The organism is Mucilaginibacter sp. FW306-07-L (assembly GCF_058782065.1).
This window is the reverse complement of sequence record NZ_JBYSXI010000003.1, coordinates 333,067-359,128: the sequence shown is the minus strand read 5'-3', so window position 1 is coordinate 359,128 and position 26,062 is coordinate 333,067. Positions and strand designations below refer to the sequence as shown.

23 protein-coding genes and 2 tRNA genes are annotated in these 26,062 nt (G+C 46.2%); 17 read left to right on the top strand and 8 right to left on the bottom strand.

What is annotated here, in order from left to right; genetic code table 11:
• Positions 1-3: 3 nt before the first annotated feature.
• The 3 genes from AC3WJC_RS16710 to AC3WJC_RS16700 are packed head-to-tail and all read right to left on the bottom strand — an operon-like array spanning position 4 to position 2,190.
• Entirely contained in the window at positions 4-1,386 is a 1,383-nt protein-coding gene (locus tag AC3WJC_RS16710) for a mercuric reductase (RefSeq protein ID WP_492400253.1), read from the bottom strand.
• Positions 1,383-1,664: a DUF427 domain-containing protein gene (locus AC3WJC_RS16705; protein ID WP_492400252.1), complete on the bottom strand. Its 282-nt coding sequence runs from the start codon at positions 1,662-1,664 to the stop codon at positions 1,383-1,385. The genes AC3WJC_RS16710 and AC3WJC_RS16705 overlap by 4 nt, the downstream gene beginning before the upstream one ends.
• A gap of 13 nt (positions 1,665-1,677) precedes the next feature.
• Entirely contained in the window at positions 1,678-2,190 is a 513-nt protein-coding gene (locus tag AC3WJC_RS16700; protein ID WP_492400251.1) for a nucleoside deaminase, read from the bottom strand.
• Positions 2,191-2,358: 168 nt separating this feature from the next.
• On the opposite strand from AC3WJC_RS16700, the gene AC3WJC_RS16695 reads away from it, so the two are divergent.
• Both AC3WJC_RS16695 and AC3WJC_RS16690 read left to right on the top strand, forming a co-directional pair.
• Positions 2,359-2,430 (top strand) — tRNA-Glu (locus AC3WJC_RS16695).
• A gap of 71 nt (positions 2,431-2,501) precedes the next feature.
• Positions 2,502-2,573: transfer RNA gene (locus tag AC3WJC_RS16690), tRNA-Glu, on the top strand.
• A 91-nt stretch (positions 2,574-2,664) separates the two neighbouring features.
• Here the strand turns inward: AC3WJC_RS16690 and AC3WJC_RS16685 are convergent.
• A complete protein-coding gene (locus tag AC3WJC_RS16685; RefSeq protein WP_492400250.1) occupies positions 2,665-2,811 on the bottom strand; it encodes a hypothetical protein in 147 nt (48 codons plus the stop codon).
• 490 nt (positions 2,812-3,301) lie between these two features.
• On the opposite strand from AC3WJC_RS16685, the gene AC3WJC_RS16680 reads away from it, so the two are divergent.
• The 3 genes from AC3WJC_RS16680 to AC3WJC_RS16670 all read left to right on the top strand — a co-directional run bounded on the left by AC3WJC_RS16680 (position 3,302) and on the right by AC3WJC_RS16670 (position 6,364).
• Entirely contained in the window at positions 3,302-4,501 is a 1,200-nt protein-coding gene (locus AC3WJC_RS16680) for an RCC1 domain-containing protein (protein WP_492400249.1), read from the top strand.
• A gap of 32 nt (positions 4,502-4,533) precedes the next feature.
• Positions 4,534-5,097 (top strand): DUF4256 domain-containing protein, encoded by a 564-nt coding sequence (locus tag AC3WJC_RS16675; protein ID WP_492400248.1) that lies wholly within the window; start codon positions 4,534-4,536, stop codon positions 5,095-5,097.
• Between the two features lie 103 nt (positions 5,098-5,200).
• Entirely contained in the window at positions 5,201-6,364 is a 1,164-nt protein-coding gene (locus AC3WJC_RS16670) for an FAD-dependent oxidoreductase (RefSeq protein ID WP_492400247.1), read from the top strand.
• A gap of 7 nt (positions 6,365-6,371) precedes the next feature.
• Here the strand turns inward: AC3WJC_RS16670 and AC3WJC_RS16665 are convergent, their stop codons facing one another.
• Entirely contained in the window at positions 6,372-7,259 is an 888-nt protein-coding gene (locus AC3WJC_RS16665; RefSeq protein WP_492400246.1) for a dienelactone hydrolase family protein, read from the bottom strand.
• 81 nt (positions 7,260-7,340) lie between these two features.
• On the bottom strand, positions 7,341-7,829 hold the full coding sequence (locus AC3WJC_RS16660) for a DUF6438 domain-containing protein (RefSeq protein ID WP_492400245.1): 489 nt from the start codon (positions 7,827-7,829) through the stop codon (positions 7,341-7,343).
• A 74-nt stretch (positions 7,830-7,903) separates the two neighbouring features.
• Here AC3WJC_RS16660 and xth point away from each other — a divergent pair, with 74 nt between their 5' ends.
• Positions 7,904-8,680 carry an exodeoxyribonuclease III gene (gene xth, locus AC3WJC_RS16655; RefSeq protein WP_492400244.1) on the top strand — a complete coding sequence of 259 codons (777 nt, stop codon included), beginning with the start codon at positions 7,904-7,906 and terminating at the stop codon, positions 8,678-8,680.
• A 57-nt stretch (positions 8,681-8,737) separates the two neighbouring features.
• Here the strand turns inward: xth and lepB are convergent, their stop codons facing one another.
• Positions 8,738-9,835 carry a signal peptidase I gene (gene lepB / locus AC3WJC_RS16650; protein ID WP_492400243.1) on the bottom strand — a complete coding sequence of 366 codons (1,098 nt, stop codon included), beginning with the start codon at positions 9,833-9,835 and terminating at the stop codon, positions 8,738-8,740.
• A gap of 286 nt (positions 9,836-10,121) precedes the next feature.
• Here lepB and AC3WJC_RS16645 point away from each other — a divergent pair, with 286 nt between their 5' ends.
• From AC3WJC_RS16645 to AC3WJC_RS16595, 11 genes are all read left to right on the top strand, one after another.
• A complete protein-coding gene (locus AC3WJC_RS16645; protein ID WP_492400242.1) occupies positions 10,122-13,067 on the top strand; it encodes a TonB-dependent receptor in 2,946 nt (981 codons plus the stop codon).
• A 215-nt stretch (positions 13,068-13,282) separates the two neighbouring features.
• Entirely contained in the window at positions 13,283-14,266 is a 984-nt protein-coding gene (locus AC3WJC_RS16640) for a hypothetical protein (RefSeq protein ID WP_492400241.1), read from the top strand.
• Positions 14,259-15,380 (top strand): glycosyltransferase, encoded by a 1,122-nt coding sequence (locus AC3WJC_RS16635; protein WP_492400240.1) that lies wholly within the window; start codon positions 14,259-14,261, stop codon positions 15,378-15,380. Before AC3WJC_RS16640 ends, AC3WJC_RS16635 begins: the two co-directional genes overlap by 8 nt.
• A 22-nt stretch (positions 15,381-15,402) precedes the next feature.
• Positions 15,403-15,780 carry a VOC family protein gene (locus tag AC3WJC_RS16630; protein WP_492400239.1) on the top strand — a complete coding sequence of 126 codons (378 nt, stop codon included), beginning with the start codon at positions 15,403-15,405 and terminating at the stop codon, positions 15,778-15,780.
• A 43-nt stretch (positions 15,781-15,823) separates the two neighbouring features.
• Complete coding sequence (locus tag AC3WJC_RS16625) at positions 15,824-16,381, top strand: DNA-3-methyladenine glycosylase I (protein WP_492400238.1); 558 nt, start codon at positions 15,824-15,826, stop codon at positions 16,379-16,381.
• 214 nt (positions 16,382-16,595) lie between these two features.
• Positions 16,596-19,406 carry a DNA polymerase I gene (gene polA / locus AC3WJC_RS16620; RefSeq protein ID WP_492400237.1) on the top strand — a complete coding sequence of 937 codons (2,811 nt, stop codon included), beginning with the start codon at positions 16,596-16,598 and terminating at the stop codon, positions 19,404-19,406.
• Between the two features lie 371 nt (positions 19,407-19,777).
• Positions 19,778-21,085, top strand: coding sequence for a UDP-N-acetylmuramoyl-tripeptide--D-alanyl-D-alanine ligase (locus AC3WJC_RS16615; RefSeq protein ID WP_492400236.1), 1,308 nt, complete (start codon positions 19,778-19,780; stop codon positions 21,083-21,085).
• Between the two features lie 95 nt (positions 21,086-21,180).
• The gene (locus tag AC3WJC_RS16610; RefSeq protein WP_492400235.1) at positions 21,181-23,412 is read left to right on the top strand and encodes a putative Ig domain-containing protein; all 2,232 of its coding nucleotides are present in this window, start codon (positions 21,181-21,183) and stop codon (positions 23,410-23,412) included.
• A gap of 46 nt (positions 23,413-23,458) precedes the next feature.
• Positions 23,459-24,019: a phosphotransferase gene (locus AC3WJC_RS16605; RefSeq protein ID WP_492400234.1), complete on the top strand. Its 561-nt coding sequence runs from the start codon at positions 23,459-23,461 to the stop codon at positions 24,017-24,019.
• Positions 23,986-24,459 carry a phosphotransferase enzyme family protein gene (locus tag AC3WJC_RS16600; RefSeq protein WP_492400846.1) on the top strand — a complete coding sequence of 158 codons (474 nt, stop codon included), beginning with the start codon at positions 23,986-23,988 and terminating at the stop codon, positions 24,457-24,459. Before AC3WJC_RS16605 ends, AC3WJC_RS16600 begins: the two co-directional genes overlap by 34 nt.
• A 72-nt stretch (positions 24,460-24,531) precedes the next feature.
• A complete protein-coding gene (locus AC3WJC_RS16595; RefSeq protein ID WP_492400233.1) occupies positions 24,532-25,443 on the top strand; it encodes a DUF6607 family protein in 912 nt (303 codons plus the stop codon).
• A 93-nt stretch (positions 25,444-25,536) separates the two neighbouring features.
• On the opposite strand, the gene AC3WJC_RS16590 is transcribed toward AC3WJC_RS16595, so the two are convergent.
• Entirely contained in the window at positions 25,537-25,842 is a 306-nt protein-coding gene (locus AC3WJC_RS16590) for a YbaB/EbfC family nucleoid-associated protein (RefSeq protein ID WP_492400232.1), read from the bottom strand.
• Positions 25,843-26,062: the final 220 nt, after the last annotated feature.

Here is a 26,062-nt window from a genome sequence, read left to right as displayed (position 1 = left end):
GTGTTATTTCTCCAACGTCATGAAAAGGTTATTCAACGACTCGGAATAAGTGGGGTGCGCGAATACACAATAACGTATCCTGTCGTACGTAATGCCGCCTTCCATAGCCATTTGCAGTACGGTCATGATCTCGCCACCCTGTTCGCCCAAAATGGCAGCGCCCAATATCTTTTTACTGTCCGGGTCAACTATGGCTTTCATCATTCCCCGTGTATCGCCAACCTCAATGGCGCGGGCTACGTGTGCCATTGGCAGGGTAACGGCCAGGTAATTGATGCCTTGTTTTTTTGCATCCATTTCACTCAGGCCAATACGGCCCAATTGAGGATCGGTAAACATGCAATAGGGTACCGGGCGATCATCCGTAGTAAAACTTTCACCTTCAAAAAGATTGCGGTACACGATGGTATAATCGTTATAAGAGATATGCGTAAATGCCGGGCCCGGTTTTACATCGCCTAAGGCATAAATGCCGGGCACATTGGTTTCCAGCTTATTATTTACCTTGATGTGGCCTTTATCATCAATCTCAACGCCGGTTTTATCAAGCCCAAGCCCGTCGGTTTGCGGTTTGCGGCCTGCTGCAACCAGTATGTGGGTGCAATCAATGTCACTTGTTTGGCCATCACGCTCAATAGTAGCGGTAATGCTGTAGCCGGTTTTGTCAAAGCTTTTGGCCTGGGCAGTACATAATATGTTGATGTTTTCCTTTTGCAGAATTTTAGTCAGTTCGTGCGCTATATCCTCATCCTCGCGGGGCAGCAGCCTTTCTGACCGTTCAAGTACAGTTACCCTGCTGCCAAAGCGACTGAACATTTGCCCGAACTCCAGCCCGATATAATTACCGCCGATGATGAGCAGGTGTTGCGGCACCTCTTCCAGATCAAGTATGGTGGTTGAGGTTAAGTATCCCACATCTTTCAAGCCGTCAATATCAGGTATCATTGGCGATGCGCCGGTATTGATAAAGAACAGCTCGGCCGTAAGTTCTTCCTCACCGCCATCATTCAGCTTTACGCTGATGGTTTTATGTGCGGTAAAAGCCGCTTCGCCAAATATCAGATCCAAGCCTTCTGTTTTTTCCACGGCGCTTTGTCCGCCGGTGCGAGACTTCATCACAATTTTATCCTTACGCTCCTTGATCGCCTTCAGATCAACCGAATAGCTGTTCACCGTTACGCCAACCTCAGCCGAATGCTGCGCGTTGTACGCCGCTTTGGCCGAAGCTACCATAGCCTTGGTTGGTGTACAGCCATCGTTAACGCAGGTGCCGCCAACAAAGCGTTTTTCAATAAGCGCGGTTTTTTTACCGGCCTTGGCCAGTTTTTTAGCTAAGGGCGCGCCTGCTTGCCCGGCACCAATTACAATTGCGTCATACTGCCTCATTCGCTTACCTTAACCCCTTTCCAAAAAGCGATGTAGCCTTTTATTTGGGCGGCCGCATCTTTCGGCTCCGGGTAATACCACGCCGCATCCTTGTTTTCTTTACCATCAACGCTAAGGGTATAGTATGATGCAAGCCCTTTCCAGGGGCAGATGGTATGCGTTTCGCTGCTTTGCAGGTAATCCTGCTTAACGCTTGCAGGCGGAAAGTAATGATTATTTTCAATCACGATAGTGGCATCGCTCTCGGCGATCACATGGTCGTTCCAGGTAGCTTTCATGGTTATAAATTTACTAAAGAGTTCCGTTTTTTACTTCACTTTTTTCAGCATCGCTCAGGCTGATCCATTCTTCAAAACTGCGAATGGCATCGCTGGCCCCAAGGCGCTTAAAAAGCACGCTGCGCTCATCCAGCGGCTTACTCAACTCCTGCGAAACAAAGGTATCGCCAAAGCCAGCCCATTCGGCATCGGTTTTTGTGTTGCCGTAATATACCACGTTTATACGTGCCCAGTATATGGCGCTGGTGCACATGGGGCAAGGCTCGCAACTGGTATACATTACGCAGCCTTCCAGGTCGGGTGTTTTAAGTTTTTTACACGCTTCGCGGATGGCGTTTACCTCGGCATGGGCGGTAGGGTCATTAGTAGCGGTAACGGAATTGGGTGTACAGGCCACAACCTCGCCATTTTTAACTATAACAGCCCCAAACGGACCGCCTTTGCCTGTACGTATATTATCATCAGCGCATTTTATGGCCATGCGCATAAATTTAAGGTGGTCGTCGTCTATCTTTTTTTTGTCCATAATGGTGGTAACTATACAATGCTTAGCGGCTGTATTTTGTTTTTTTATAAGCTGCTGATAACTGCGCCATTTAAGAATTTTAAATTGTTGCAAATAATGTTTTAATATTATTTGGAAAGATATATCTTTGCAGACCCAAAATAGGGGGATTTGTTCTTTTTACATGATGGCCCGTTCGTCTAGGGGTTAGGACGCCAGATTTTCATTCTGGAAACAGGGGTTCGATTCCCCTACGGGCTACTATAGTGAAGTATTTGATTATGAATAGTTAATATTTATAAGCGTTACTCGCTATTGCCTATTTACATGATGGCCCGTTCGTCTAGGGGTTAGGACGTTAGATTTTCATTCTAGAAACAGGGGTTCGATTCCCCTACGGGCTACAGAAAGCCGCTTTACGAAAGTAGAGCGGCTTTTTTTATATTTTGCCAAGCTCATGCCGCGAACGCTGTGGCTGGAAACAAACATCATCCGTTATTTGATCTCAGATAAATTCAAATCAAATTCCTGAATTATGGCATCGATATTAAACTCGAAATCCTTTGGAATATTGATTGTTAAGTAGCGGCCAAAATCTACCTGCCAAAATCCGCTACGGCTTAGAAGCTCATCGCCAAGCATCCGATATTCACTGGAGTTGAAATTGATCGGAAGAACAAATCTTCGGGTAATGTATTCAGAATTTTTTACTATTCTTATAATTTCATGTTGACCGTCTCTGTTTAACTTCGTCTCGAATACTGTTCCTTTAGTGAGTTGGCAATTGAAAGTATCATTTTTCTTTCATTCGAAATCTGCCTTTAATTAACTGCTCAACAAACATTGTTGTAACAATATTTTCTCTTTTATCGCATAACTGAATTTGTACTTCCATAAGTGTTGATGCTAAATATAATAAAATGCAGATGAACTTATGATCAGGTGTTTGATCCGGTATTTAATACAACTGATCATCTCAAATTACTAAAAAGAGGTTCAGCATCTTTCTCCTTAGTGAATTTTCGCTACTTCTACTTAATATGATTTACTTAATGTATTATTCGCACTAAGCTTTTAAGGCATTATCAAATTTATTACCTGTATAAACAAATACCAATGCCAATGGTTGAATATGAAAACGCAATCTTATTCACGTACCATGTACTTACCGATACTTAAAAAAAGCACTAAATTTCTGAAATCCGTATCGGCTCTGCTGCTGGTTTTGTCAGTTGCGGCATCATCATGTAAAAAAGATGATAAAGACGATAACAACCCAACGCCCGAGCCGGAACCCGGAACCGAAACAGGGGTTGATGCCCGTTTTACCAATGTTTATACCACCGACCGCAATACTTTGGGTATTGATGATAAGGGGGCGTTATGGGGTGTAGGCGAAAACAATGCACAAGTGCTTGGTACGGGCGACAAAAACCGCCGGCTAAAATTTGTGCGGGTAATTGACCAGGTTAAAGCTATAGCTATTGATGAATCGCGTTCGCTGATTATCAGGAAGGATAACAGTGTATGGACTACCGGCTCTAACGCTTTCGGCGACTTAGGTTTTGGTAATGCCCCATCGAACGGAAGGTTTAAAAAGGTTTTAAGCGATGCCGAGCAGGTTGAAGTTAGTGAAGACAATGGATTTATTATTAAAACAGACCATACACTTTGGGCTATTGGGTTTGATAATTATAATATATTTCCTGAAGAGTCGAACTTATTTACAAAATACACCCGGATTGCTACTAACGTAAAAGCTATTTCGGCCAGGCGCAGCCATATATTGATGCTGAAAACGGATAATACCTTATGGGTTTGCGGGCAAAACATAAATGGCGAACTCGGTCTGGGGCACAATCGCGATCAAAAAGGGTTTGTTAAGGTAATGGATGGCGTAAAAGCTATCAAGTCGCTTGATTTTCATTCACTCATCATAAAAACAGACAACAGCCTGTGGGCTACCGGCCATAACGAATACGGCGAATTGGGTATCGGCAATAAAACCAATCAAAGCCGCTTTGTTAAGGTGATGGATGGTGTATCGGCACTTGCAGGCGGGCGTTTCTTTTCCATCGTAATTAAAACCGATAATACACTGTGGGCTTCGGGCTATAACGCGTTTAGTACCTTTGGTATTGAAGGGCCTGACCAGGATAAGTTTATACGTATAACGGATAATGTAGCCAAAGTATCGGCAATAGAATATCACACATTCATTGTAAAAAAGGATAATACTGTTTGGTGCTCCGGCGATAATACCTTTGGCCAGTTAGGTGTAAATAGCCGCGATGATGTGAAAAGTTTCAGAAAGGTGAAGGTGGATCAGTAAATTTGTATTAAACCATAAAAGATCACTAAACCATGAACCCTGCTAACAACCTGACCCCGGACCAGCAAACGGAACTGCTTAAAATTTTAAAAAGCCGTTTTGAGAAGCATGATAACCGCCACCAAGGCATAAAATGGGCGGATGTGCAGGGCAGGCTGGAAGCTAATCCGGCAAAGCTATGGTCGTTAAACAAAATGGAACTTACCGGTGGTGAGCCCGATGTGGTTGGGTTTGATGCCAAAACCGGCGAATATATTTTTTACGATTGCGCTGATGAAAGCCCAAAGGGCCGCCGCAGACTGTGTTATGATGGTAAGGCGTTAGATGCCCGAAAGGAATTTAAGCCTGAAAATACCGCCATGGATATGGCCGCGGATATGGGTATTGAAGTGCTGACTGAAGCGCAATACCGAGAACTGCAACAACTGGGCAGCTTTGACCTGAAAACATCAAGCTGGGTACAAACCCCTGCTGAAATACGCAAACTGGGTGGCGCTATTTTTTGTGATCGACGCTACAACACCGTATTTACGTATCATAACGGCGCATCGTCCTATTACGCTGCCCGCGGGTTCAGGGGAGCTTTAAGCGTATAAACACAGCGTTATATAACGTCGTTTTCCTGCTCAATATTTAAAATTATTTTCAGGCCTGATCGTCTTTGAAGTTACCCGCCAATTGGTGGCGTAGCATTTCATCATGATCATAAAAAATAAAAATATAGCCATTATTGGCGGTGGCCCGGGTGGGTTAACGCTGGCCAGATTGCTGCAACAAAAAGGGGCTTACGTAAGAGTTTACGAACGTGATACGGATAGAAATGCCCGGCAGCAAGGGGCAACATTAGACCTGCATGCTGAGTCGGGATTGAAAGCTTTGGAACACGCCGGTTTGATGGATGAATTTAAAAAACATTACCGCCCCGGTGCTGATAAATTGATCATTACAGATGAGGACTTAAATACCCGTTATACCGATCATAATGAAAAGCCTGAAGAGGATTTTGGCCAGGAACACTTCAGGCCTGAGATAGACCGCGGGCCGTTGCGAGAGCTGTTGATCGACAGCCTGGAAGAAGAAACAGTGGTATGGAACAGCCAATATATATCGGCACAAAGATTAAATGGCCGCTGGGTGCTGCAATTTAAAAACGGACAAACAGCCTACGCTGATATTATTATAGCTGCCGATGGGGCAAATTCGGCATTACGGCATTTGGTAAGTGATATAAAACCGGTTTACTCAAATATTACCGTTATTGAGGGCAATATTTATAATGCCGCCAAGAACGCACCGATATTAAACAGCCTTGTAAACGGGGGTAAAATATTTGCCCTGGCGGGCTCAAAAACTATTGTACTGAGCGCCAAAGGCGATGGGGCATTGTCCTTTTATACCGGCACCCATGAGCCGGAAGATTGGTTAGCCACCAGCGGTATTGATTTTAACAATAAAAACAGCGTTTTCAACTGGTTTAAAACCCGCTTTGCTGATTGGAGCCCGCAATGGCACGAGTTGTTTGCTGCTGATGATATGTATATAGTGCCGAGGCCGATGTATCATTACCCAACCGATCAGCATTGGCAAACACAAGCTGATATTACCTTATTAGGCGATGCCGCGCACCGTATGCCGCCTTATGCCGGCGAGGGCGTGAACATGGCCATGCTGGATGCCCTTGAACTTGCGGAAGCGCTAACTGATTCAGCGCACCATAACGTACAGCAAGCCATAGCGGCATACGAAAAGCAGATGCTTGCGCGTGCTGCCGAAGTTACCAGGATGACCCTTGAACAAACCGAAGCCATGCACAGCCCGGGCGCGTTGGAGCATGTGCTTAATTTATGGAATGGCGCTGAATGATCAATCCTCAGGATAACGTTTGCGTAAAAAATTCAATAGTGCGTTTCCAGGCCAGTTCGGCAGCGGCTTTATCGTAACGCGGGGTGGTATCGTTGTGGAAACCGTGGTTCACGTTCTCGTAAATAAAGGCCTGGTATTTTTTGTGGTTGGCTTTTAGCGCGGCTTCGTAAGCGGGCCAGCCTTCGGTTATGCGGGTATCCAGCGAGGCATAGTGCAGCATCAACGGCGCGTGTATTTTAGGCACATCGGCAACATCCGGCTGAGTACCATAAAAGGGTACCGCTGCTGCCAGGGTAGGGATGCGTACGGCCATCATGTTGGCAATGCCGCCGCCAAAGCAAAAGCCTACTACGCCCACTTTGCCGTTACAATCCTTATGGTTTTTAAGGTATTCGTACGCGGCAATAAAATCTTCTTCCATTTCGCCTTTGTCGCGCTTGCTTTGCAGGGTGCGGCCATCATCGTCATTACCCGGATAGCCGCCCAGCGGGGTAAGGGCATCGGGCGCTAAGGATACAAAACCAGCCAGTGCGGCACGGCGGGCAACATCCTCGATATAGGGGTTAAGTCCGCGATTTTCATGCACTACAATAATGCCGCCCAGTTTCTTTTTAGCATCAACCGGTTTCGACAGCAGGCCTTTAATACTGCCGCCACCTTTTGGCGAAGGGTAATTAATATATTCTGATTTGAGCCTCGGGTCGTCAGCCTTTACCTGCACATTGCCTTTATAATCGGGCATCAAAAAGCTCATTAATGAGGTTACGGTTAAACCACCAACGGCGTACAACGACAGCTTCTGCATAAACGCGCGCCTGTCCAGCCGGTTGTGGGCATAATCATCGTACAGGTCAAAAACTTCCTGTTTGATATCTTCTTTGTTGATGTGGCTCATGCTTAATAGGTTTACTCAAATGTAGCTATCGGTTGGTAATAGCCTGTTGGTTTGAGCGTAACAGTTTTGATGACAGAAAGATTAATAATGTTTTGTATGTTCAAAATTTATAATGGTATAAGCCCTTTTTAGGCTTACATATTTATAGCTGCCTTCAATTAAATAAAACGCTTTTGCTACGTTTCTCGGCAAGCTGGCAGACTGCGCTTTTATGTGTTTTATCTTATTGCCATAATGAATGAAAATTTCCAGGCTTTGATCATCTATTGAATTTTGATATGTTGTATCAAGTTCTTTATAATTAATCTTTTCGAGCTCATTAGTGATTGAATCCCATAACGATTTTGTCAATGTACCAGTATAGTAACCATGTAACCTACCATCAGGCTCTGCGTTTGGGAATGGGCTTTCATTACCATAAAAGTTATATTTTAAGGTATTATCAATACTTATGGTTACAGGCTGACAGTCACCAAAACAGAATCCGGTAGAAAATTCAATTTTCTTTATCTCTGCTATTTTGCTGCATGAGCAAAATAGCAGAAAGATAAGGATAAGGTATAGCTTCATTTAGTAAATATGAACATCTAAAACCAATGTATCATCATAAGCGTTAAATTACTTTTGCGATTGTATAAACTTCTATGAAGATAGCAACCTATAATGTAAACGGCGTTAACGGCCGCCTGCCGGTGCTGCTGCGCTGGCTTAACGAAAGCGCGCCGGATGTGGTATGCCTGCAGGAGCTGAAAGCCCCGCAGGAAAAATTCCCGGAGCAGGCCATTGCCGATGCCGGTTACAACGCGATATGGCACGGCCAAAAAAGCTGGAACGGTGTAGCTATACTGGCAAAAGGCCTGGATATTAAGGAAACTAACCGCGGACTGCCCGGCGACCCGGAAGATACCCATAGCCGCTACATTGAGGCCGAGGTAAACGGACTGACCATTGGCTGCCTGTACCTGCCCAACGGAAACCCGGCACCGGGGCCTAAGTTCGACTATAAGTTAAAATGGTTCGAGCGTTTTACGCTGCACGCTGTCGGACTACTGGCTTCAAAAAAACCGGTAATATTAACGGGCGATTATAATGTAATGCCTACCGAACTGGATGTTTACAAACCAGAACGCTGGGTAGAAGATGCCCTGTTTCGGCCGGAAACACGCGCGGCATTTAAGCAACTGGTTGACCAGGGTTGGACGGATGCACTGCGCAAGCTATACCCCGACGAGGTGATCTATACCTTTTGGGATTACTTTCGCAATGCGTATGGCCGCAATGCCGGGCTGCGGATCGATCACTTTTTGCTGAGTCCGCAGGTGGAGGGCAGGCTTGCTGCCGCCGGTGTTGATAAGCAGGTGCGCGGCTGGGAAAAAACCAGCGACCATGCCCCGGTTTGGATAGAACTTAAAGACAAATAACTACAAAAGCCCTTATCAATCGTAAGGGCTTTTGAATTTTATATTAAAATAAGGATATTATTCAATAGTGCGCATCACACGGCTCCAGCGTATTTTATTAAGCGGGCCCTTTGTGCTGTCAATACTCATAAAGGTAAGTACAGCCTTGCCCACCACATGATCTTCGGGCACAAAGCCCCAGTAGCGCGAATCTTCGGAGTTATGGCGGTTATCGCCCATCATCCAGTAATAATTCATTTTGAAGGTATAGCTATCCGCTTTTTTATTGTTGATGTAATAACTGCCGTTCTCTTTCTTTATAGTATTATGCTCAAACAGGGTAATGTTACGGCCGTACAGGGCAACGGTTGAATCATTAAGCGGGATGGTCATATCGCGTTTGGGTACCGTGATAGGGCCGTAGTTATCCTGATTCCAGTTAAACAGTTCGCTTTGCGGAAAAACACTCAGATCCTGCTGGCCTTTTGGTTCAATAACCGGAGTTATAGATTTGATATTGGACAAGCCTTTCAACCGGTCAAAACTATCCGAAGGGATGATCATCACATAATCGTTAGCGCTCAACTGTCCGCGAACTTCCACATTCAGGTCCTTCAATAATTCAGGATTAATGGCATTGCCATCGGTGCTAACCAGCCATGAAGTTTGCGCTTTGGGCGAGTTCTTAAATTCCTTGCCGTTCACCATCACCTTGGTATCAACAATATTTAATACATCGCCGGGCGTACCAACACAACGTTTAATATAATGCACGCGCATATCAACCGGGTCTTTCGGTGTGCCGCCCGGATAGTTGAACACCACAATATCGCCACGCTTTACTTCAGAAAATCCCGGCAGGCGGAAGTAAGGGAGCTTAATGGCATCCCAATATGTTTTTATATCAGCCGAGGTAACGTGTGATTCCAGGAATGGGATCGACAGCGGCGTGTTCGGCATACGCGCGCCATAGCTCAGCTTGCTTACAAACAGGTAATCGCCCGTCATCTCCGTACCCTCCATGGAGCCGGAAGGGATGGCATAAGCCGAAAACAGCAGGCCACGCACAACGGTCGAAACCAACAGGGCAAATACGATAGCATCCAGCCACTCACGGGCGGCACTTTTCTTTTTAGCAGGATCTTGTTTTTTGCGCGAAAATGGGTTCAGCTTCATTATTATCAAGTTATGGTTATCCGTTTAGATATTGTGATATACAATATGTTACAATCAACGAATTAATTATTATCTACTAAATCCATAGATATTATAATAATAATTTTTATAATTGCAGAAATAACACACAACAATCACATAATGAAACACTTTTTACTTTTAAACCAAGCTTTAAAAACTATCACAGCTTTGCCTGAAGGCTGTATGTGTTGTTGTTGATGCCTACTCCCCCTTCGCGTTAATTAACTATAACTATCACATACTTACAACCACCATAATTTTTATAATGAAACTTTCTCGTCGCACGTTAAACGTTGTTTTAAAAACGGCATTAATAAATTTTGCACTCTTTTTTACGCTGGCGCATTCTGCCGCCGCGCAGGAGAACCAACTGGTTGAAATATCGGGCAAGGTTACTGATAATACCACCAAGGAGGCGTTGCCCGGCGTAAGCGTGTCCGTAAAAGGAACCGTATCAGGCACTACCACCAATGCGCAGGGGCGTTTTTCGCTGCGCGGAAAGCTCAGGTTTCCGTTTACGCTGGTGTTCTCAAGCGTGGGCTTTAAAACACAGGAGTTCGCGGTTAATTCGCCCGGCACCAGTCTGGATGTATCGCTCAGCACACAATCCATATTAGGTAACGAGGTGGTGGTATCAGCCTCAAGGGTTGAAGAAAGCATCCTGAAATCGCCGGTAGCTATTGAAAAGCTGGATGTAAGGGCGTTGAAAGAATCGCCAGCGCCAAGTTTTTATGATGCCCTGGAGAATGTGAAAGGCGTACAGCTTACCACATCAAGCTTAACCTTTAAGGTGCCTAACACCCGCGGCTTTAACATCCCCAACAACTTCCGTTTTAAGCAACTGGTTGATGGTATTGATATGGAAGCCGCTACTTTAGGCGTACCGCTGGGCAATGCCATTGGCCCCACCGAACTGGATATTGCCAGCCTGGAGGTGATCCCCGGCGCGGCATCGGCACTCTATGGCATGAACGCCATTAATGGTATGGCTTCGCTGCAAACCAAAAACCCGTTCTATTATCAAGGGTTAAGCATATACGTTAAAAACGGCATCAACCACGTAGGCGGCACTGGTCGCGACCTGAGCAATCTGACCGAAACCGCTGTTCGGTATGCCAAGGCGTTCAACAACAAATTCGCCTTTAAGGTTAACGTGAGTTATCTGAGAGGTACGGATTGGGTGTCGGACACACGTCGCGATCAAAACCCGAACAATCTGGTTACCGCTAACCCCAACTACCCGGAGCTGGCTGCCAACAACCCGGCTTATGATGGCTGGAACAAGTATGGCGATGAAAGCAACAACGCGGTAACGGTAAGCGGTATCAATTACAACGGCAATGCCGGTCAATCATTCATTGTACGCCGTACGGGTTATAACGAGCGGGATATTGTTAGTCCGATAGTAGACAACCTGAAACTGGACGGATCGCTGCACTACAAAGTGGCTAATAACGCCGAGCTATCCTACGGTTACCGTTTTGGTAAGATGGATGGTGTATTTCAGCGGGGTAACAAAATTCAGTTGGATAACGTGATCGTACAAAACCATAAGCTGGAACTAAAGGGTGCCGACTACTTTGTACGTACCTATATGTCAGTTGAAAACTCGGGCGACTCGTACAACGTAAAGCCGATGGCCGATAATCTGGATATTGTTAGCGGCGGTACCAATGCCGCATGGGGTGCCAAATTTAAAACCGCCCTGCAAACCGCGCTTGATGCCAACACCCCGCTTGCCGATGCCATGGTTGTTGCCCGTACCGCGGCAGATGCAGGCCGTGTAATACCGGGTACGCCAGCGTTTGCAGACCTGAAAAACCGCATACGCAACGTTAACAACTGGGATTATAATGCCACTACCCAAATTGGCGGTGCGGCGCTGGTACAAAAAAGCCGTACCTACCATGCCGATGCGCAATATGATTTTACTGATAAGATAAAATGGTTCAACCTGCTGGTTGGTGCCGATTTCAGGGAGTATTCCATCATTCCGGATGGTAATAACTTTGTGGATTTTTCGCGCCCGATAGCCGAGCGCAACCAGCCGCTACCTGATGGCAGCTATGGCAGCAATGTGCATTACACCAAAGTGGGTGCCTTCGCGCAGATCACCAAAACATTTTTTGAGGAGCGCCTTAAAATATTCGGTTCGATGCGTTTAGATTATAACAAAGAGTTTGACCCCAAGCTTAACCCGCGTATAGCGGCGGTATATACCCTTGCCGAAAAGCATAACTTCCGGGTATCATATCAAAACGGGTTCCGTTTCCCGGCATTGTTTGAGGCACTATCATTTGTTAACAACGGTAACGTGCGCCGTATAGGTGGCTTGCCGTATATTAACGAAGGACTGAATTACTTGGATAACTCTTACACGCTGGCCTCTATCAACAACTTTAACGCGGCCGTTAATAACGAAGTAGCCAACAGTAACGGTGCCGTTACCCGTAACCAGGCGGCGCTGAACAACCGCAACCTGCTGCAGGTAACTAATCTGGGCACCACCCAGCCCGAGCAGATCAACTCCTTTGAGGCGGGCTATAAGGCTTTGTTATTTGATAACAAAGTAGTGATTGATATTGATGGCTACCTGAATAAATATACCGGCTTTTTAGGCCAGGTAGAGGTTGCCGTGCCATACCTTAACGCTGCTGATGGCGGCGGCACACTGGCTACGCAGGCGCAGGTGGGCAGCGATCAATCAGTTATTGCCGCCCTTGCCGAAAACCGCAACGCCCAGCAAACACGTTACCGCGTATACACAAATGCTAAAAATACGTATACCAATTACGGTTCGTCGTTAGGCTTAACCTATAATTTTTACAAGCGCTATACCGTGAGCGGTAACCTGGCTTACAACAATATTAAAGGCAACGAAAGTGCCGATATTTTTGTAACCGGCTTTAATACGCCAAAATGGGTTACCAACGTATCATTAGCTAACCGCGAGGTGGTAAAAAACCTGGGCTTTAACGTGGTTTACCGTTACCAGAATTCATTTTTATGGGAGAGCCCGCTGGCTAATGGTACAGTACCGGCCATCAATACCTTTGATGCACAGGTATCCTACAAAGTACCAACAGCCAAGGCAACCATCAAATTGGGTGGCTCCAACATATTTAACCGCAAATATTACCAGTACGCGGCAGGCCCAACCATTGGCGGCTTGTACTATATAGCGGTAACATTTGATGGGCTTGATCTGTAAATTAAAACAACTAAATAACCGGGGGCGGCGCTGTAAAGTGCCGCCTTTTTTGTTTGTGCAGATAAATGGCTATGCTGAAAATTAAGTTCAGTTAAAACAATTTGGAGTAACACTTGTCATGTTCCTGCCGTTGATTTAGGATCGGGCAGGTGCAGGCCAATAAGGCCACATCAGCACTTGCCCTTCTTTTTTGTATTTTTGACAAATTTTACCTGTTGACCGTAATTGCTAAAAAGTTGTTCTCGTGGCTAATCAAAGCTGCTATCCTCGGGCTTGCCGCGTGGTTTATCTATCATAAATTCCTTACCAAGAATAGTGATTTGCAGGAGTTTGGCATCAAGGTTTCAAGCCTAACAAAAGGACAGGTTATCGGTACGCTTACAGCGGTATCTATCCTGATGATGCTTAACTGGACGCTGGAGGCGCTTAAATGGCAGTACGTGAGCCGCAAGCTCATCAATATTTCGATATGGAAAGCGCTTGAATCAGTATTTTGCGGTTTAACCTGGGCCATTTTTACACCAAACCGGGTAGGTGAGTATGGCGGGCGGATCATGTTTTTGCCCAACCGCAAACGTATACACGGCCTGTTTGCCATGGTGGTAGGCAGCCTGGGGCAAAATTTAATTACCAATATTTTAGGCCTCACCGGAACCTTATGGTTTATTTATACTTATAAGGAACAGATGCACATTGGCGAGCTGTTTTTTTGGTGTATTGGCGTGCTGGTGGTTTTCTTTTTGTTTTTGCTAACCTTATTCTATTTCAATATTGAGTGGATGGTGAGCCTGCTGAGCAGGATAAAGTTCATCAAAAAGTACGAGCGGTTTTTTAACATCATGGCGCGTTATAATACGGATGAGTTGCTTAATATTTTATGTTATTCGGTAGCACGGTTTATGGTGTTTACCATGCAGTATTATTTGCTAATCCATTTGCTGTTACCGCAGTTGGGTTTGCTTACTATCGTGATGATGGTATTTACCTTTTTAATCATCCAGTCGGCATTGCCATCGCTGGATATTTTTGATATTGGGGTGCGCAGTTTTACCGCTACCAGCCTGTTCGCTTATGTAACCAACGAACAATTGGCCGTGGTTGCCTGTGTATCTATTATATGGCTTATTAACCTGATCATCCCCGCGGTTATCGGTTGTTTTTTTGTACTTAAATTAAAGTTTTTTGACCCTTATGCATAGTATCATATCCATGCTGCTCACCGGAATTTATCTGTGTGTGCTCATCTACCTTATAAAAGGCTGGGCTATGCTCAAACGGGCTAAACCATCACTCACTACCTTTAAAACAAAGGTTACTATACTGATAGCCGCCCGTAACGAGGAAAGCGGCATCCACCATACTATCGAGGATCTGTTGGCGCAGGATTACCCCAAACAGCTTACCGAAATAATTATTGTTGACGACCACTCAACCGACCGCACCGCCGAGATCATCCGCAGTTATGCCGATCAAGGTGTAAAACTTTACCAAATGCGCGCCGGCGAAGCTTTGAACTCCTATAAAAAAGCCGCCATTGCTGAGGCCATCGCCCTATCCACCGGTGAGCTGATGGTGGCTACGGATGCCGATTGTCGCATGGGCAGCAAATGGCTGTCGTCGGTAGTATCGTACTACGAAACAGAGAACCCGGTCATGATCTCGTCGCCGGTTACTTATTTCCAGGAAAAATCATTATTTGAGCTGCTGCAAACGCTGGAGTTCTCCTACCTGATCGGTATCGGCGCGGCATTTATCGGCAACGGCAGGGCATCAACCTGTAACGGTGCCAACTTTGCTTACCGTAAGGATGTGTTTTATGAGGTAGGCGGATTTAAAGGTATTGACGACCTGGCATCCGGCGATGATGAACTGCTGCTGCAAAAGGTGGCTGAGGTTTATCCCGGCAGGATAGGTTTTTTGAAAAACCAGGAGGCTATTGTTTATACCCATGCCAAGCCAACGCTTGAGGATTTTTTACAGCAACGCCGCCGCTGGGCATCAAAATCAACCCGGTATAAGGATAAAAAGATCGTCGCTATGGCCGTTTGCATCTGGCTGTTCAATGTATCGCTGCTGGCCAATGCCCTGTTGGGCTTTTATGATATATACTTTTTTAAGCTGTTTTGCGTGCAGTTCGCTTTAAAATATGTGTTTGAAACCGTGTTCCTGCTACCGATCACCTCATTCTGGAAACGGCCGGCGTTGGTGGGCTTGTTGCTATTGCTATCGCCAATACATATATTGTACTTTGTTTACGTGGGGTTGATGGGCAACACCCGCAAATACGCCTGGAAAGGGCGTTTAGTACGCTAAATTGTAATCTAAAACATCACTTATGGCACCTGCGACTGTATCAATAAGGCCTTTTATAGGCGCAAAGGATTTTGAGCAATCAAAAGCATTTTACCGCGAACTGGGTTTTGAGGAGCACAGCATCGACGCTAAAATGTCGTTACTGCAACTGAACGGCCTCGCCTTTTACCTGCAGGATTATTACGCCAAGGAATGGGTAGAGAACACCATGATATTTTTAGAGGTAAAAAGCGCAGCCGAATGGTTTGAACATTTGCAAAGCCTCGGCCTGGAAAATAAATACCCCGGTGTAAAACTGGTACCTCTTCGCCACGAGCAATGGGGACAGGAATGTATGATGTTAGACCCGGCAGGGGTGCTTGTGCATTTCGGTAATTTTTATCAATACAAGCTAACTTAATTAGCAAAATAAATATATTTACCGCTCACAAACCTTTGGTACAATGAGCAAACAACTCCACCGCTGCGCCTGGCCCGGCACTGATGAACTATATATAAAATATCATGATGAAGAATGGGGCAAAGAGGTGCATGATGATAAAATCTTTTTTGAGTTTCTGCTGTTAGAATCAGCACAGGCTGGCCTAAGCTGGATCACCATACTGCGCCGTCGCGAAAACTACCGCAAGGCGTTCGCCAATTTTGATGTAAAAAAAGTAGCAGCCTTTACGGATGATGATGTTAGCCGTTTGCTGGCTGATGAGGGCATTATCCGCAACCGTTTAAAAATTGCCACCGCTATTACCAATGCCCAACTGTTTTTGGCTATACAAAAAGAGTTCGGCTCGTTTGATAAATACCTGTACAGCTTTATGCCCGGCGGCAAGGCCATCAACAAGCCACCACAAGGCGGCATCCCGGTAAGTACGCCCGAGAGTGACGCGATAAGTAAGGATATGAAAAAGCGTGGCTTCAAATTCTTCGGCACCACCATTTGCTATGCCTTTATGCAGGCTACCGGCATGGTAAATGACCATGTGTTGAGTTGCGATTTCAGATAGGTGATTAGTGGTTAGTAGTCAGTGGTTAGTGATCAGTTACAAGAAAGAGCAGTAAAAGGAACCTACGTTAATCCACTCCTTCTTTGCGCTTGCGCAGAGAGGGATGTCGAGCGCAGCGATGACAGGGTGAGTAAAATATTGTACTTTTGAACCGATCGGTGAAATCATATTGCTGTTAATCATAATAAGCATCGGTGTAATCACTAAAATATTTATGAAAAAACTTTTTTTATTGGATGGCATGGCGCTTATTTACCGCGCCCACTTTGCGTTGAGTAAAAACCCGAGGTTTACTTCGGGTGGCATGAATACATCGGCAGTGATGGGTTTTACCAACACCCTGCTTGATGTTTTGCGTAAAGAAAAACCAACCCATATGGCCGTGGTATTTGATACCGACGCGCCCACCGAACGCCATACCGATTACGAAGCCTACAAGGCGCACCGCGAGGCTATGCCCGAGGATCTGGCTAAGGCGTTGCCTTATGTAATAAAAGTAATATTGGGCTTTAATATCCCGGTGATCACGTCGGATGGCTATGAGGCCGATGACATTATAGGCACCCTGGCCAAAAAAGCCGAGCAAAAAGGTTATCAGGTATATTGCATGACGCCCGATAAGGATTTTGCCCAATTGGTTAGCGAAAACATCTTCATTTATAAACCCGCGCGTATGGGTAACGAGATGGAGATTTTAGGTGTGAAGGAAGTGCTGGCCAAATGGGAGATAGAACGTGTTGAACAGGTGATTGACATACTTGGCCTTTGGGGCGATGCGGTTGATAATATCCCCGGTATTCCCGGCATTGGCGAAAAAACATCAAAAACGCTGATCAAGCAATATGGCTCAATGGAGAATATCATCGCCCATAGTCATGAGTTAAAAGGTAAGCTTCGGGAAAACGTTGAAACCTATGCCGAGCAGGGCCTGCTCTCCAAAAAGCTGGCAACCATAATGCTGAACGCTCCGGTTGAACTTGACGAAGAAGGCCTGGAGATCTGCCTGCCAAGTCGCGACCTGTTGGAGCCTTTGTTTGCCGAACTGGAGTTTCGTACCCTGGGCAGGCGTGTGTTTGGCGAGGAGTACAGCATTACCGAAATGAAAGCGGCATCGGTACAAACGGATCTGTTTGGCAACCCGGTTAATGGCGGTTATACCAGCCTTACCGTTAATGTTACCGACATCAAAGAGCCGGAAACACCGGCCATCGCCAAAAATATAGGTAACACCGAGCATGAGTACCACCTGGCTGATACCTATGAAAAACGTGCGGAACTGATCGCCCTGCTTAAACAGCAAAAGGACATTTGCTTTGATACCGAAACCACCGGTACCGATGCCAATAATTGTGAGCTGGTGGGCTTGTCGTTCGCCGTTAAGGCGGGCCAGGCCTGGTATGTGCCTGTTCCGGCTGATCAGGCGGAAACGCAGGCCATTGTAAACGAATTTAAGGAAGTTTTTGAGAACGAAAATATCGGCAAAACAGGGCAGAACATTAAGTTTGATATTATGGTATTGAAGTGGTACAATATCAATGTTAAGGGCAGCCTGTTTGATACCATGCTGGCGCATTACGTGCTCGACCCGGATACAAGGCATAGTATGGATATACTGGCCGAAAATTACCTCAGCTATACCCCCGTTTCCATTACATCGCTTATTGGCCCCAAGGGGAAGAACCAGGGCAATATGCGCGATGTAGAGATCGAGAAAATAAAGGATTATGCCGCCGAAGATGCCGATGTTACCCTGCAGTTGAAAGAAATATTTAAACCGCAGATCATACAGGCCGAGGCCGAAAAACTGATCGACGAGATAGAGCACCCGCTGGTGTATGTATTGGCCGATATGGAGTGTGAGGGTGTAAAGATTGACCAGGATACGCTAAAGGAATTTTCAAAGGACCTGACCACCGACCTCGCTAAGTTAGAGGCCGTGGTTTACGAAAAGGCGGGCGTTCGTTTCAATATATCATCGCCCAAGCAATTAGGCGAGGTGCTGTTTGAAAAACTACAGCTCGACCCCAAAGCCAAAAAAACCAAGACCGGCCAATACCAAACCGGCGAGGATGTACTGCTTTCGTTAGCTGTTAAAAGCGATATCGTTAAGGATATCCTGGATTTCAGGCAGTTGCTCAAACTCAAATCAACCTATGTAGATGCCTTGCCGCAAATGATCAACCCTAAAACCGGCAGGGTGCATACCTCATACAACCAGGCAGTAGCGGCAACCGGGCGTTTAAGCTCGCAAAACCCTAACCTGCAAAATATACCCATCCGTACCGAGCGTGGTCGTGAAGTGCGCAAGGCATTCATACCGCGAGATAGCGGGCATACCATCATCTCTGCGGATTACTCGCAGATCGAGCTTCGCATCATCGCCGAGATCAGCAAGGATGAGAATATGATGGAGGCCTTTCTGAACAACATCGATATTCACACGGCCACAGCGGCCAATGTTTATGGCGTGCCGGTTACCGAGGTTGATGGCACCCAGCGCCGTAATGCCAAGGCGGTAAACTTTGGTATCATCTACGGGCAGTCGGCTTTTGGGTTATCGCAAAACCTGGGTATTCCACGTAAAGAGGCGGCCGAGACCATTGAGCAATATTTCATCCAGTTCCCCGGTATTAAACGCTACATGGCCGATACCATGAACTTTGCCCGCGAAAACGGTTATGTAAATACGCTGATGGGCCGTCGCCGTTACCTGCGCGATATTAATTCGGCCAATGCAACCGTACGCGGATTCGCGGAGCGAAACGCTATCAACGCCCCAATACAAGGCTCGGCCGCGGATATGATCAAGATAGCCATGATCAACATACACCGCGAACTTAAAGCGCAAAACCTGCAAGGCAAAATGACCATGCAGGTGCATGATGAGTTAGTGTTCGATGTGCCGCACCACGAGGTTGAGCTGATCAAGCCCATCATTATGGAGCACATGAAGAACGCCATAAAAACCGAAGTGCCCATTATTGTAGAAATAGGCAGCGGCAGCAACTGGCTGGAAGCGCATTGATGCTTTGTTAGGTTTATAGCCATGCGTAGCCCTGTCATCCTGAGCTTGTCGAAGGGTGTGTGCGTTGGGGAATAGTTCGCGAATGCTTCGACAGGCTCAGCATGACAAAGTAATTAGGCTTTATGCGTATGAGGAAGCCTGTCACCCTGAGTTTATCGAAGGTGTGCGTAGGGGTATAGTTTGCGAATGCTTCGACAAGCTCAGCATGACATAGTGGTTAGGTTTAGGCGCAAGCCTGTCGCCCTGAGCCTGTCGAAAGGTGTGTGCGTAGGGAGAATTGTTCGCTATACTTCGACAGGGTCAGCATCACATCAACATAAATTTAACTGACGCTGGTTCATTGATTATTAATTTTTATTTACTTTGAAACCATGACCATCGACCATCTATACCAGCTATATACTAAACATCCCGTTATCAGTACCGATACCCGGCGCATCATGCCCGGCAGCCTGTTTTTTGCGCTGAAAGGCGATAAGTTTGATGCCAATGCCTTCGCGGCGCAGGCTATTGAGGCCGGGGCGGCTTACGCGGTGATTGATAACGCGCATTATCGCGTTAGCGAACAATATATACTGGTTAATGACGTGCTGGATACCTTGCAGGATTTGGCCCGCTACCACCGCAAGCAACTGAATATTCCGGTGGTTGGTTTAACAGGTACCAATGGTAAAACCACTACCAAGGAGCTGATCAACGCGGTGCTGTCGCAGCATTTTAACACGTTGGCCACTCAGGGTAACCTGAATAACCATATCGGCGTGCCGCTAACTATTTTAAGCATCACGGCTGAACATGAGGCCGCGGTGATAGAGATGGGCGCCAATCATCAAAAGGAAATCGAAATGCTTTGCACCATTTCGCAGCCTACACATGGGCTGATTACCAACGTGGGCAAGGCGCACCTGGAAGGCTTTGGCGGCGTTGAAGGCGTAAAAATTGCCAAAGGCGAGCTGTATGATTACTTGGCCACGCATGGCGCAAACGTATTTATCAATGCCGATGATGCTACCTTGCAGCAGATGGCCGCCAAGCGTGTATTTAAAAAGCAGTTGCTTTACGGTACGCAAGGCGGGGACAGCCTGATCACCGGTAAGCTGATCGAAAACTCGCCGCACCTGGTGCTGGAATGGCATGAAAAGGGCTCGTCAAAAACACATACGGTAAAATCAAACTTAACGGGTGTTTATAATCTTGATAATATATTGGCCGCTATTTGCATTGGCACTTATTTAGGGCTTAATCCAACTGAGATCAACAAAGGACTTGAGGGTTATCAGCCTAAAAATAACCGGTCGCAAATTGTAAAAACGGCAACCAATACGCTTATTTGCGATTACTACAACGCTAACCCCAGCAGCATGGCCGTAGCCATTGAGAATGTAGACAAGATTGCCGCCGAAAAAAAGGTGCTTATACTAGGTGATATGTTTGAGATGGGCGAAGATGCACCGGCCGAGCACTTAGCTATTATTGAGAAAGCCGAAGCAGCAAACGTGCACGAACGTATTTTTATAGGCACAGAATTTTACGCTGCACGCACCTCACATGCCGGGCAATACTACCAAACGGCCGAAGATGCTATTACTGCTTTGCAGGCTCATCCGATTACCAATGCCACAATCCTGATCAAAGGTTCGCGCGGTATGGCACTGGAGCGGTTGGTGGCTTTATTTTAAGCTTTTGTACAATTCTCGCCTTTATAATTTATCATTCATTTGGTTTGCATTGTTATGTTTAATCCTGTAGTTTAGACATTTCTAAACCACAACCAATGCGTAAACTATTAATTATGACCTGCATAGCGGCTTGCGGATTTTCCGCCCGTGCGCAGCAAAGGATCGATCTGGCTCAGGCCAAATTCAGTAAGGGTAATGAAGCTGCCTGGAGTGATCCTAAATTTAACGATTCATCATGGCAAACCTTAAAAACCAGCTCGTTTTGGGAGAAACAGGGCGTTAATTACAACGGCTATGCCTGGTACCGTATCCATGTTACCATTCCATCGGCATTAAAAACAAAATCGGCACTAAAGGATTCGCTGCTGCTTAACCTGGCTTATATTGATGATTGCGATCAGGTTTACTTTAACGGTAAGCCGGTAGCCAAAACCGGGCGCTTCCCCGAGGAGCAGGGCGGCTACACAACGGCTTACTTTAAAGAGCGCGCCTATCACCTGGCGTTAAAAGATCTGGCCGTTAACTGGGATAAAGAGAATATTATCGCCATAAAAGTATATGATGGCGACGGTGATGGCGGTTTAGGCAACGGCACCCCGTACCTAACCATGCTTGATTATATTGACAACTTATCAATCAACACCAACAACAGCTTTACCTTTGCTAATGGAAAAGTAAAGAAAGCTGTAAAGCTTGTTAACAAAAATAAGGAAGGTGTTAAGGGTTTATTCACTATCAGCGCGAAAGACGAAGAGACGGGGAAGATAGTATACTCAAAAGAACAGGGTGTTGGCTTTTTGCCAAAGAGCGAAACAGCTAAAGACTATGTTGATATTCCTGTGGAAATTGCCGGTAAGCCGGGCATCACCCTTACTTATAAATTTACCGAACAAAGAACAGGCAAAAGCATTACGGCTACTGAGCAGCCGCCATATATACTAACCCCTAAAGTGCCCGCAATGCCGCGTATAAACGGCGCGCAGGTAACCGGTGTAAGACCTAATTCACCATTGATTTATAAAATAGCCGCAACGGGTAAAAAACCACTAGCCTATTCGGCTACGCAATTACCGCAAGGCTTAAAGCTGGATGCCGCTACGGGTATCATCACAGGGGCGGTAGCCAAAGCGGGCGACTATCCGGTTAAGCTCACTGTGAAAAATACGTTGGGTACCACCAGCCGTACACTCACCATAAAGGTTGGCGACCTGCTGGCACTAACCCCGGCCATGGGCTGGAACAGTTGGAACTGCTGGGGCACATCGGTAACGGCCGATAAAGTGAAAAGCTCGGCGCAAGCCTTGATTGATAAAGGCCTGATAGACCACGGCTGGACCTACATTAACGTGGATGATGCCTGGGAAGCCCCCATGCGTGCTGCCGACGGAACAATTGGCACTAACGAGAAATTTCCGGATATGAAGGAACTGGGCGACTGGCTGCATAGCCACGGTTTAAAGTTCGGTGTTTATTCATCACCGGGCAGGCTTACCTGCGGCGGTTACTTAGGGTCGTTAAGCCATGAGTTGCAGGATGCCGAAACGTATAACAAATGGGGTGTTGATTACCTGAAACACGACTGGTGCTCGTACAGTGAAGTGGCTGGCAGCGATACCTCGCTCGAAACTTTTATGAAGCCTTACCGTGTGATGCAAAAGGCCTTGCGTGCACAACCTCGCGATATTTACTACAGCCTTTGCCAGTACGGCATGAAGGATGTTTGGAAATGGGGCCCGGAGGTTGATGCCAATAGCTGGCGTACCACCGGCGATATTACCGATACCTGGGAAAGCCTGCATGAAATAGGTTTCCGCCAGTACAAAATATCCGAGTACGCCAAGCCCGGCCGCTGGAATGATCCGGATATGCTGATCGTGGGCAAGGTAGGCTGGAGCGGCAATTTACGTAATACCCGTTTAACGCCCGATGAGCAGTATACCCACATCAGCCTGTGGAGCCTGCTGGCCTCGCCATTGCTGATTGGTTGCGATATAAGCCAAATGGATGATTTTACCCTTAATCTGCTTACTAATGATGAAGTAATAGCCGTTAACCAGGATGTGCTGGGCAAACAGGCCCGCCGTGTATTGGCTAAGGATGATTACGAGGTTTATGTAAAGGAATTGGCTGGTGGCAGCAAGGCGGTAGGCTTTTTTAACCTTAGCGGTAAATACCGTACTATCTCTGTAAACCCGTCCGAAATTGGTTTAAGCCCGTCGGCGCAGGTGCGCGATGTATGGCGGCAAAAAGACTTGGGTAAGGTTCCGGGTAACTTTAGCTATAAACTGGCTCCGCACGGGGTAATGATGATCAGGGTAAAAGGTTAATAATTATATCACAACGGGCATCATGGGCAAATAGTTATATTTGTGTATGATGCCCGTTTTTCCTACCCAGTATTCAACCCTGTCTGCCGTTGCCTTAAACAACATCTTGCAGCAAAACTATGGTTTATCGGGCACCACATGCCGCCTGCTGATCCGCAATGTGAGCGATACTTACCTGCTGGAAAATGCCGCCAATAAATACATCTTTAAAATATACCGCGACGCGCACCGTAAACAGGCCGAAATAAAGGCCGAGGTAGAGCTGCTCAATATTCTGCATTCTGAAGGGGTAAAGGTATCGTACCCGTTAACAGATAAAAGCGGCCATCAGTTGCAGGAGTTTAATGCTGCCGAGGGCACACGTTACGGCGTATTGTTCAGTTACGCTTATGGCGAGCCGGTTTATGATCTTTCGCCGGAGCATCTGCGCACTCTTGGGCATGAGATGGCGCGTTTTCATAACATCAGCAGCAAAGCCAAACTGCAATACCCGCGGCATGAATTTACTGTTGATACCATGCTTCGGCAACCCGTTGAAGTAGTGGCCCCGGCTTTTAAAAACCTGCCGGATGAATACGCATTGCTGAAGAATTATCGGCCAAAGTAGCCGACAAGATCAGTAGCTATGATATCTCAAAATTTAGCTACGGGTATTGCCATTACGATTTTCTGCCCAAAAACTTCCACTTTGAAAATCCGCATACACTTACCTTTTTTGATTTTGATTTTTGCGGATGGGGAATGCTGGCCAATGATGTAGCCTCGTTTTACGTGCATTACTTTATGGAAACAACCCTTAACAAAATTACCAGGGAAAGGGGTGATGCTGATTTTCAGTTATTTATTGATGCCTACCGTGAAGTGCGCTCTTTTACAGCGGAAGAACTGGCGGCTGTGCCGTACCTGGGTTTTGCATTTTGGGTGTTTTACCTGCGTTTCCAGTTCGACAATTATGATGATTGGTCGAACACGTTTTTTACCGACCGTTTTTTGCGCGAACGTATCAGGATACTAAAGCTATGGGCTGAGCGCCATTTTAGTTTTTAAGGGCTGAGTTCCACCGGTTTGATTAATGGCATTTTCTTGCTTAATTTGTTTATTCAATCTAAATAAACATTCATGAAAAGATTATACATCCTCATATTGGTTCAGTTTATTGTTTTGGCTGCTGTGGCCCAATCAAAACTGGAGCAGGACAGGCAGGCCATCCGCGCGCTGGCGGGCTACTATAAGGTTACCTTTAATTACGCCGAAACCTTCGCGCCTGATACGGCTTACCAATTCCATCCGCGTTACCACTCGTGGGGGTACGAGTGGGCGGTTATTGAAGAGGACTCACCCAAGAAAATTGTGATACAGCACCTGCTGGTAGTGGGCGATAGCATGGTGATAAAACACTGGCGCGAAGACTGGCAATACGAAGAGCCAACGATGCTTACGTTTGAGCAGGGTAATACCTGGAAAAAAGTAACGCTTAAGCCTGCCGGGGTAAAAGGCCGCTGGATACAAAAGGTTTTTCAGGTTGATGATAGTCCGCGGTACGAGAGTATTGGCACCTGGGTACATGTTGATGGCCGCCACCAATGGCAAAGCGAAGCGGATTCGCCGCTGCCACGCCGGGAGTTTACCAAGCGCAGCGATTACAATGTGCTGCGCCGTACAAACCGCGTTTACCTGACACCGGAGGGCTGGATGTTTGAGCAGGATAACAAGAAGATCATCCGCTCCGCAACCGGCGATAAACTGTTAGCGCAAGAAAAAGGCTACGAAGAATTTACCAAAGCTGATGAAAAGGAGTTTGCCTACGCCAAACAATGGTGGGCGAGCCAAAGAGGCTATTGGGCCGACGTACGCAAGGTATGGGATGATCTGTACGCCAAAAACAGTACGGTTAAAATAAACCAAAAGGTGGACGGCAAAATACTATTTGAAAAGCTCTTTGAACTGGGCGATCAATCCGTAAAAGAAAAATGGAATTCAGCCAAAAACAAACAGGAGGCGGAGAAGGCTATTAAAGCACACTTGCTTTAGTAGCAGTGACGGTAGCAGTAGCAATTTAATTATATACTGAATACGTACTGCAACTGCTACCGCAACTTTAAAATAGTGTAATTCAAAAATAATTTATTGCCCAAACATACCGCCAAGCCCGCCGAACATATCTTTGGCGATGGCGGCGGTTTCGGCCTGACTCACATTATCGGCTTGTTCAATGGCCTTGTTGAGGGCAACTACCAGTAGTTCTTCAATTTCTTCCTTATCGGCGTCGGCATAAAAAGCCTCATCAATAGTAACGGATTGTATTACCTTATTGCCATTGGCCATTACAGTAATTTTACCTCCTTCGGCAGTACCGGTAACAGTTATGCCATCTAATCTTTTTTTTACCTCGCCTGCTTTTTGCTGGGCTTCAAATAATTTATCAAACATATGTTCTCAGTTTTTATGCCGTCATTGCGAGGTACGAAGCAATCTCTTTAGGATATTCAATAATGCAAGTCGCTTTAGAGATTGCTTCGTGCCTCGCAATGACGCGGTTTTATATTTTTATTTTGTCATTTCGAGTGATAGCGAGAAATCTGTCTGCGTTTATTACAAAGCGAGAGATTTCTCCTCGTACCTCGCAATGACGAGGTTTTATTTTTTTTAT

Bases quoted from the DNA above. Each gene is read 5' to 3' on its own strand.
- AC3WJC_RS16710 (WP_492400253.1), bottom strand. From the start codon at position 1,386: ATGAGGCAGTATGACGCAATTGTAATTGGTGCCGGGCAAGCAGGCGCG.
- AC3WJC_RS16705 (WP_492400252.1), bottom strand. From the start codon at position 1,664: ATGAAAGCTACCTGGAACGACCATGTGATCGCCGAGAGCGATGCCACT.
- AC3WJC_RS16700 (WP_492400251.1), bottom strand. From the start codon at position 2,190: ATGGACAAAAAAAAGATAGACGACGACCACCTTAAATTTATGCGCATG.
- AC3WJC_RS16685 (WP_492400250.1), bottom strand. From the start codon at position 2,811: ATGCTTGGCGATGAGCTTCTAAGCCGTAGCGGATTTTGGCAGGTAGAT.
- AC3WJC_RS16680 (WP_492400249.1), top strand. From the start codon at position 3,302: ATGAAAACGCAATCTTATTCACGTACCATGTACTTACCGATACTTAAA.
- AC3WJC_RS16675 (WP_492400248.1), top strand. From the start codon at position 4,534: ATGAACCCTGCTAACAACCTGACCCCGGACCAGCAAACGGAACTGCTT.
- AC3WJC_RS16670 (WP_492400247.1), top strand. From the start codon at position 5,201: ATGATCATAAAAAATAAAAATATAGCCATTATTGGCGGTGGCCCGGGT.
- AC3WJC_RS16665 (WP_492400246.1), bottom strand. From the start codon at position 7,259: ATGAGCCACATCAACAAAGAAGATATCAAACAGGAAGTTTTTGACCTG.
- AC3WJC_RS16660 (WP_492400245.1), bottom strand. From the start codon at position 7,829: ATGAAGCTATACCTTATCCTTATCTTTCTGCTATTTTGCTCATGCAGC.
- xth (WP_492400244.1), top strand. From the start codon at position 7,904: ATGAAGATAGCAACCTATAATGTAAACGGCGTTAACGGCCGCCTGCCG.
- lepB (WP_492400243.1), bottom strand. From the start codon at position 9,835: ATGAAGCTGAACCCATTTTCGCGCAAAAAACAAGATCCTGCTAAAAAG.
- AC3WJC_RS16645 (WP_492400242.1), top strand. From the start codon at position 10,122: ATGAAACTTTCTCGTCGCACGTTAAACGTTGTTTTAAAAACGGCATTA.
- AC3WJC_RS16635 (WP_492400240.1), top strand. From the start codon at position 14,259: ATGCATAGTATCATATCCATGCTGCTCACCGGAATTTATCTGTGTGTG.
- AC3WJC_RS16630 (WP_492400239.1), top strand. From the start codon at position 15,403: ATGGCACCTGCGACTGTATCAATAAGGCCTTTTATAGGCGCAAAGGAT.
- AC3WJC_RS16625 (WP_492400238.1), top strand. From the start codon at position 15,824: ATGAGCAAACAACTCCACCGCTGCGCCTGGCCCGGCACTGATGAACTA.
- polA (WP_492400237.1), top strand. From the start codon at position 16,596: ATGAAAAAACTTTTTTTATTGGATGGCATGGCGCTTATTTACCGCGCC.
- AC3WJC_RS16615 (WP_492400236.1), top strand. From the start codon at position 19,778: ATGACCATCGACCATCTATACCAGCTATATACTAAACATCCCGTTATC.
- AC3WJC_RS16610 (WP_492400235.1), top strand. From the start codon at position 21,181: ATGCGTAAACTATTAATTATGACCTGCATAGCGGCTTGCGGATTTTCC.
- AC3WJC_RS16605 (WP_492400234.1), top strand. From the start codon at position 23,459: ATGATGCCCGTTTTTCCTACCCAGTATTCAACCCTGTCTGCCGTTGCC.
- AC3WJC_RS16595 (WP_492400233.1), top strand. From the start codon at position 24,532: ATGAAAAGATTATACATCCTCATATTGGTTCAGTTTATTGTTTTGGCT.
- AC3WJC_RS16590 (WP_492400232.1), bottom strand. From the start codon at position 25,842: ATGTTTGATAAATTATTTGAAGCCCAGCAAAAAGCAGGCGAGGTAAAA.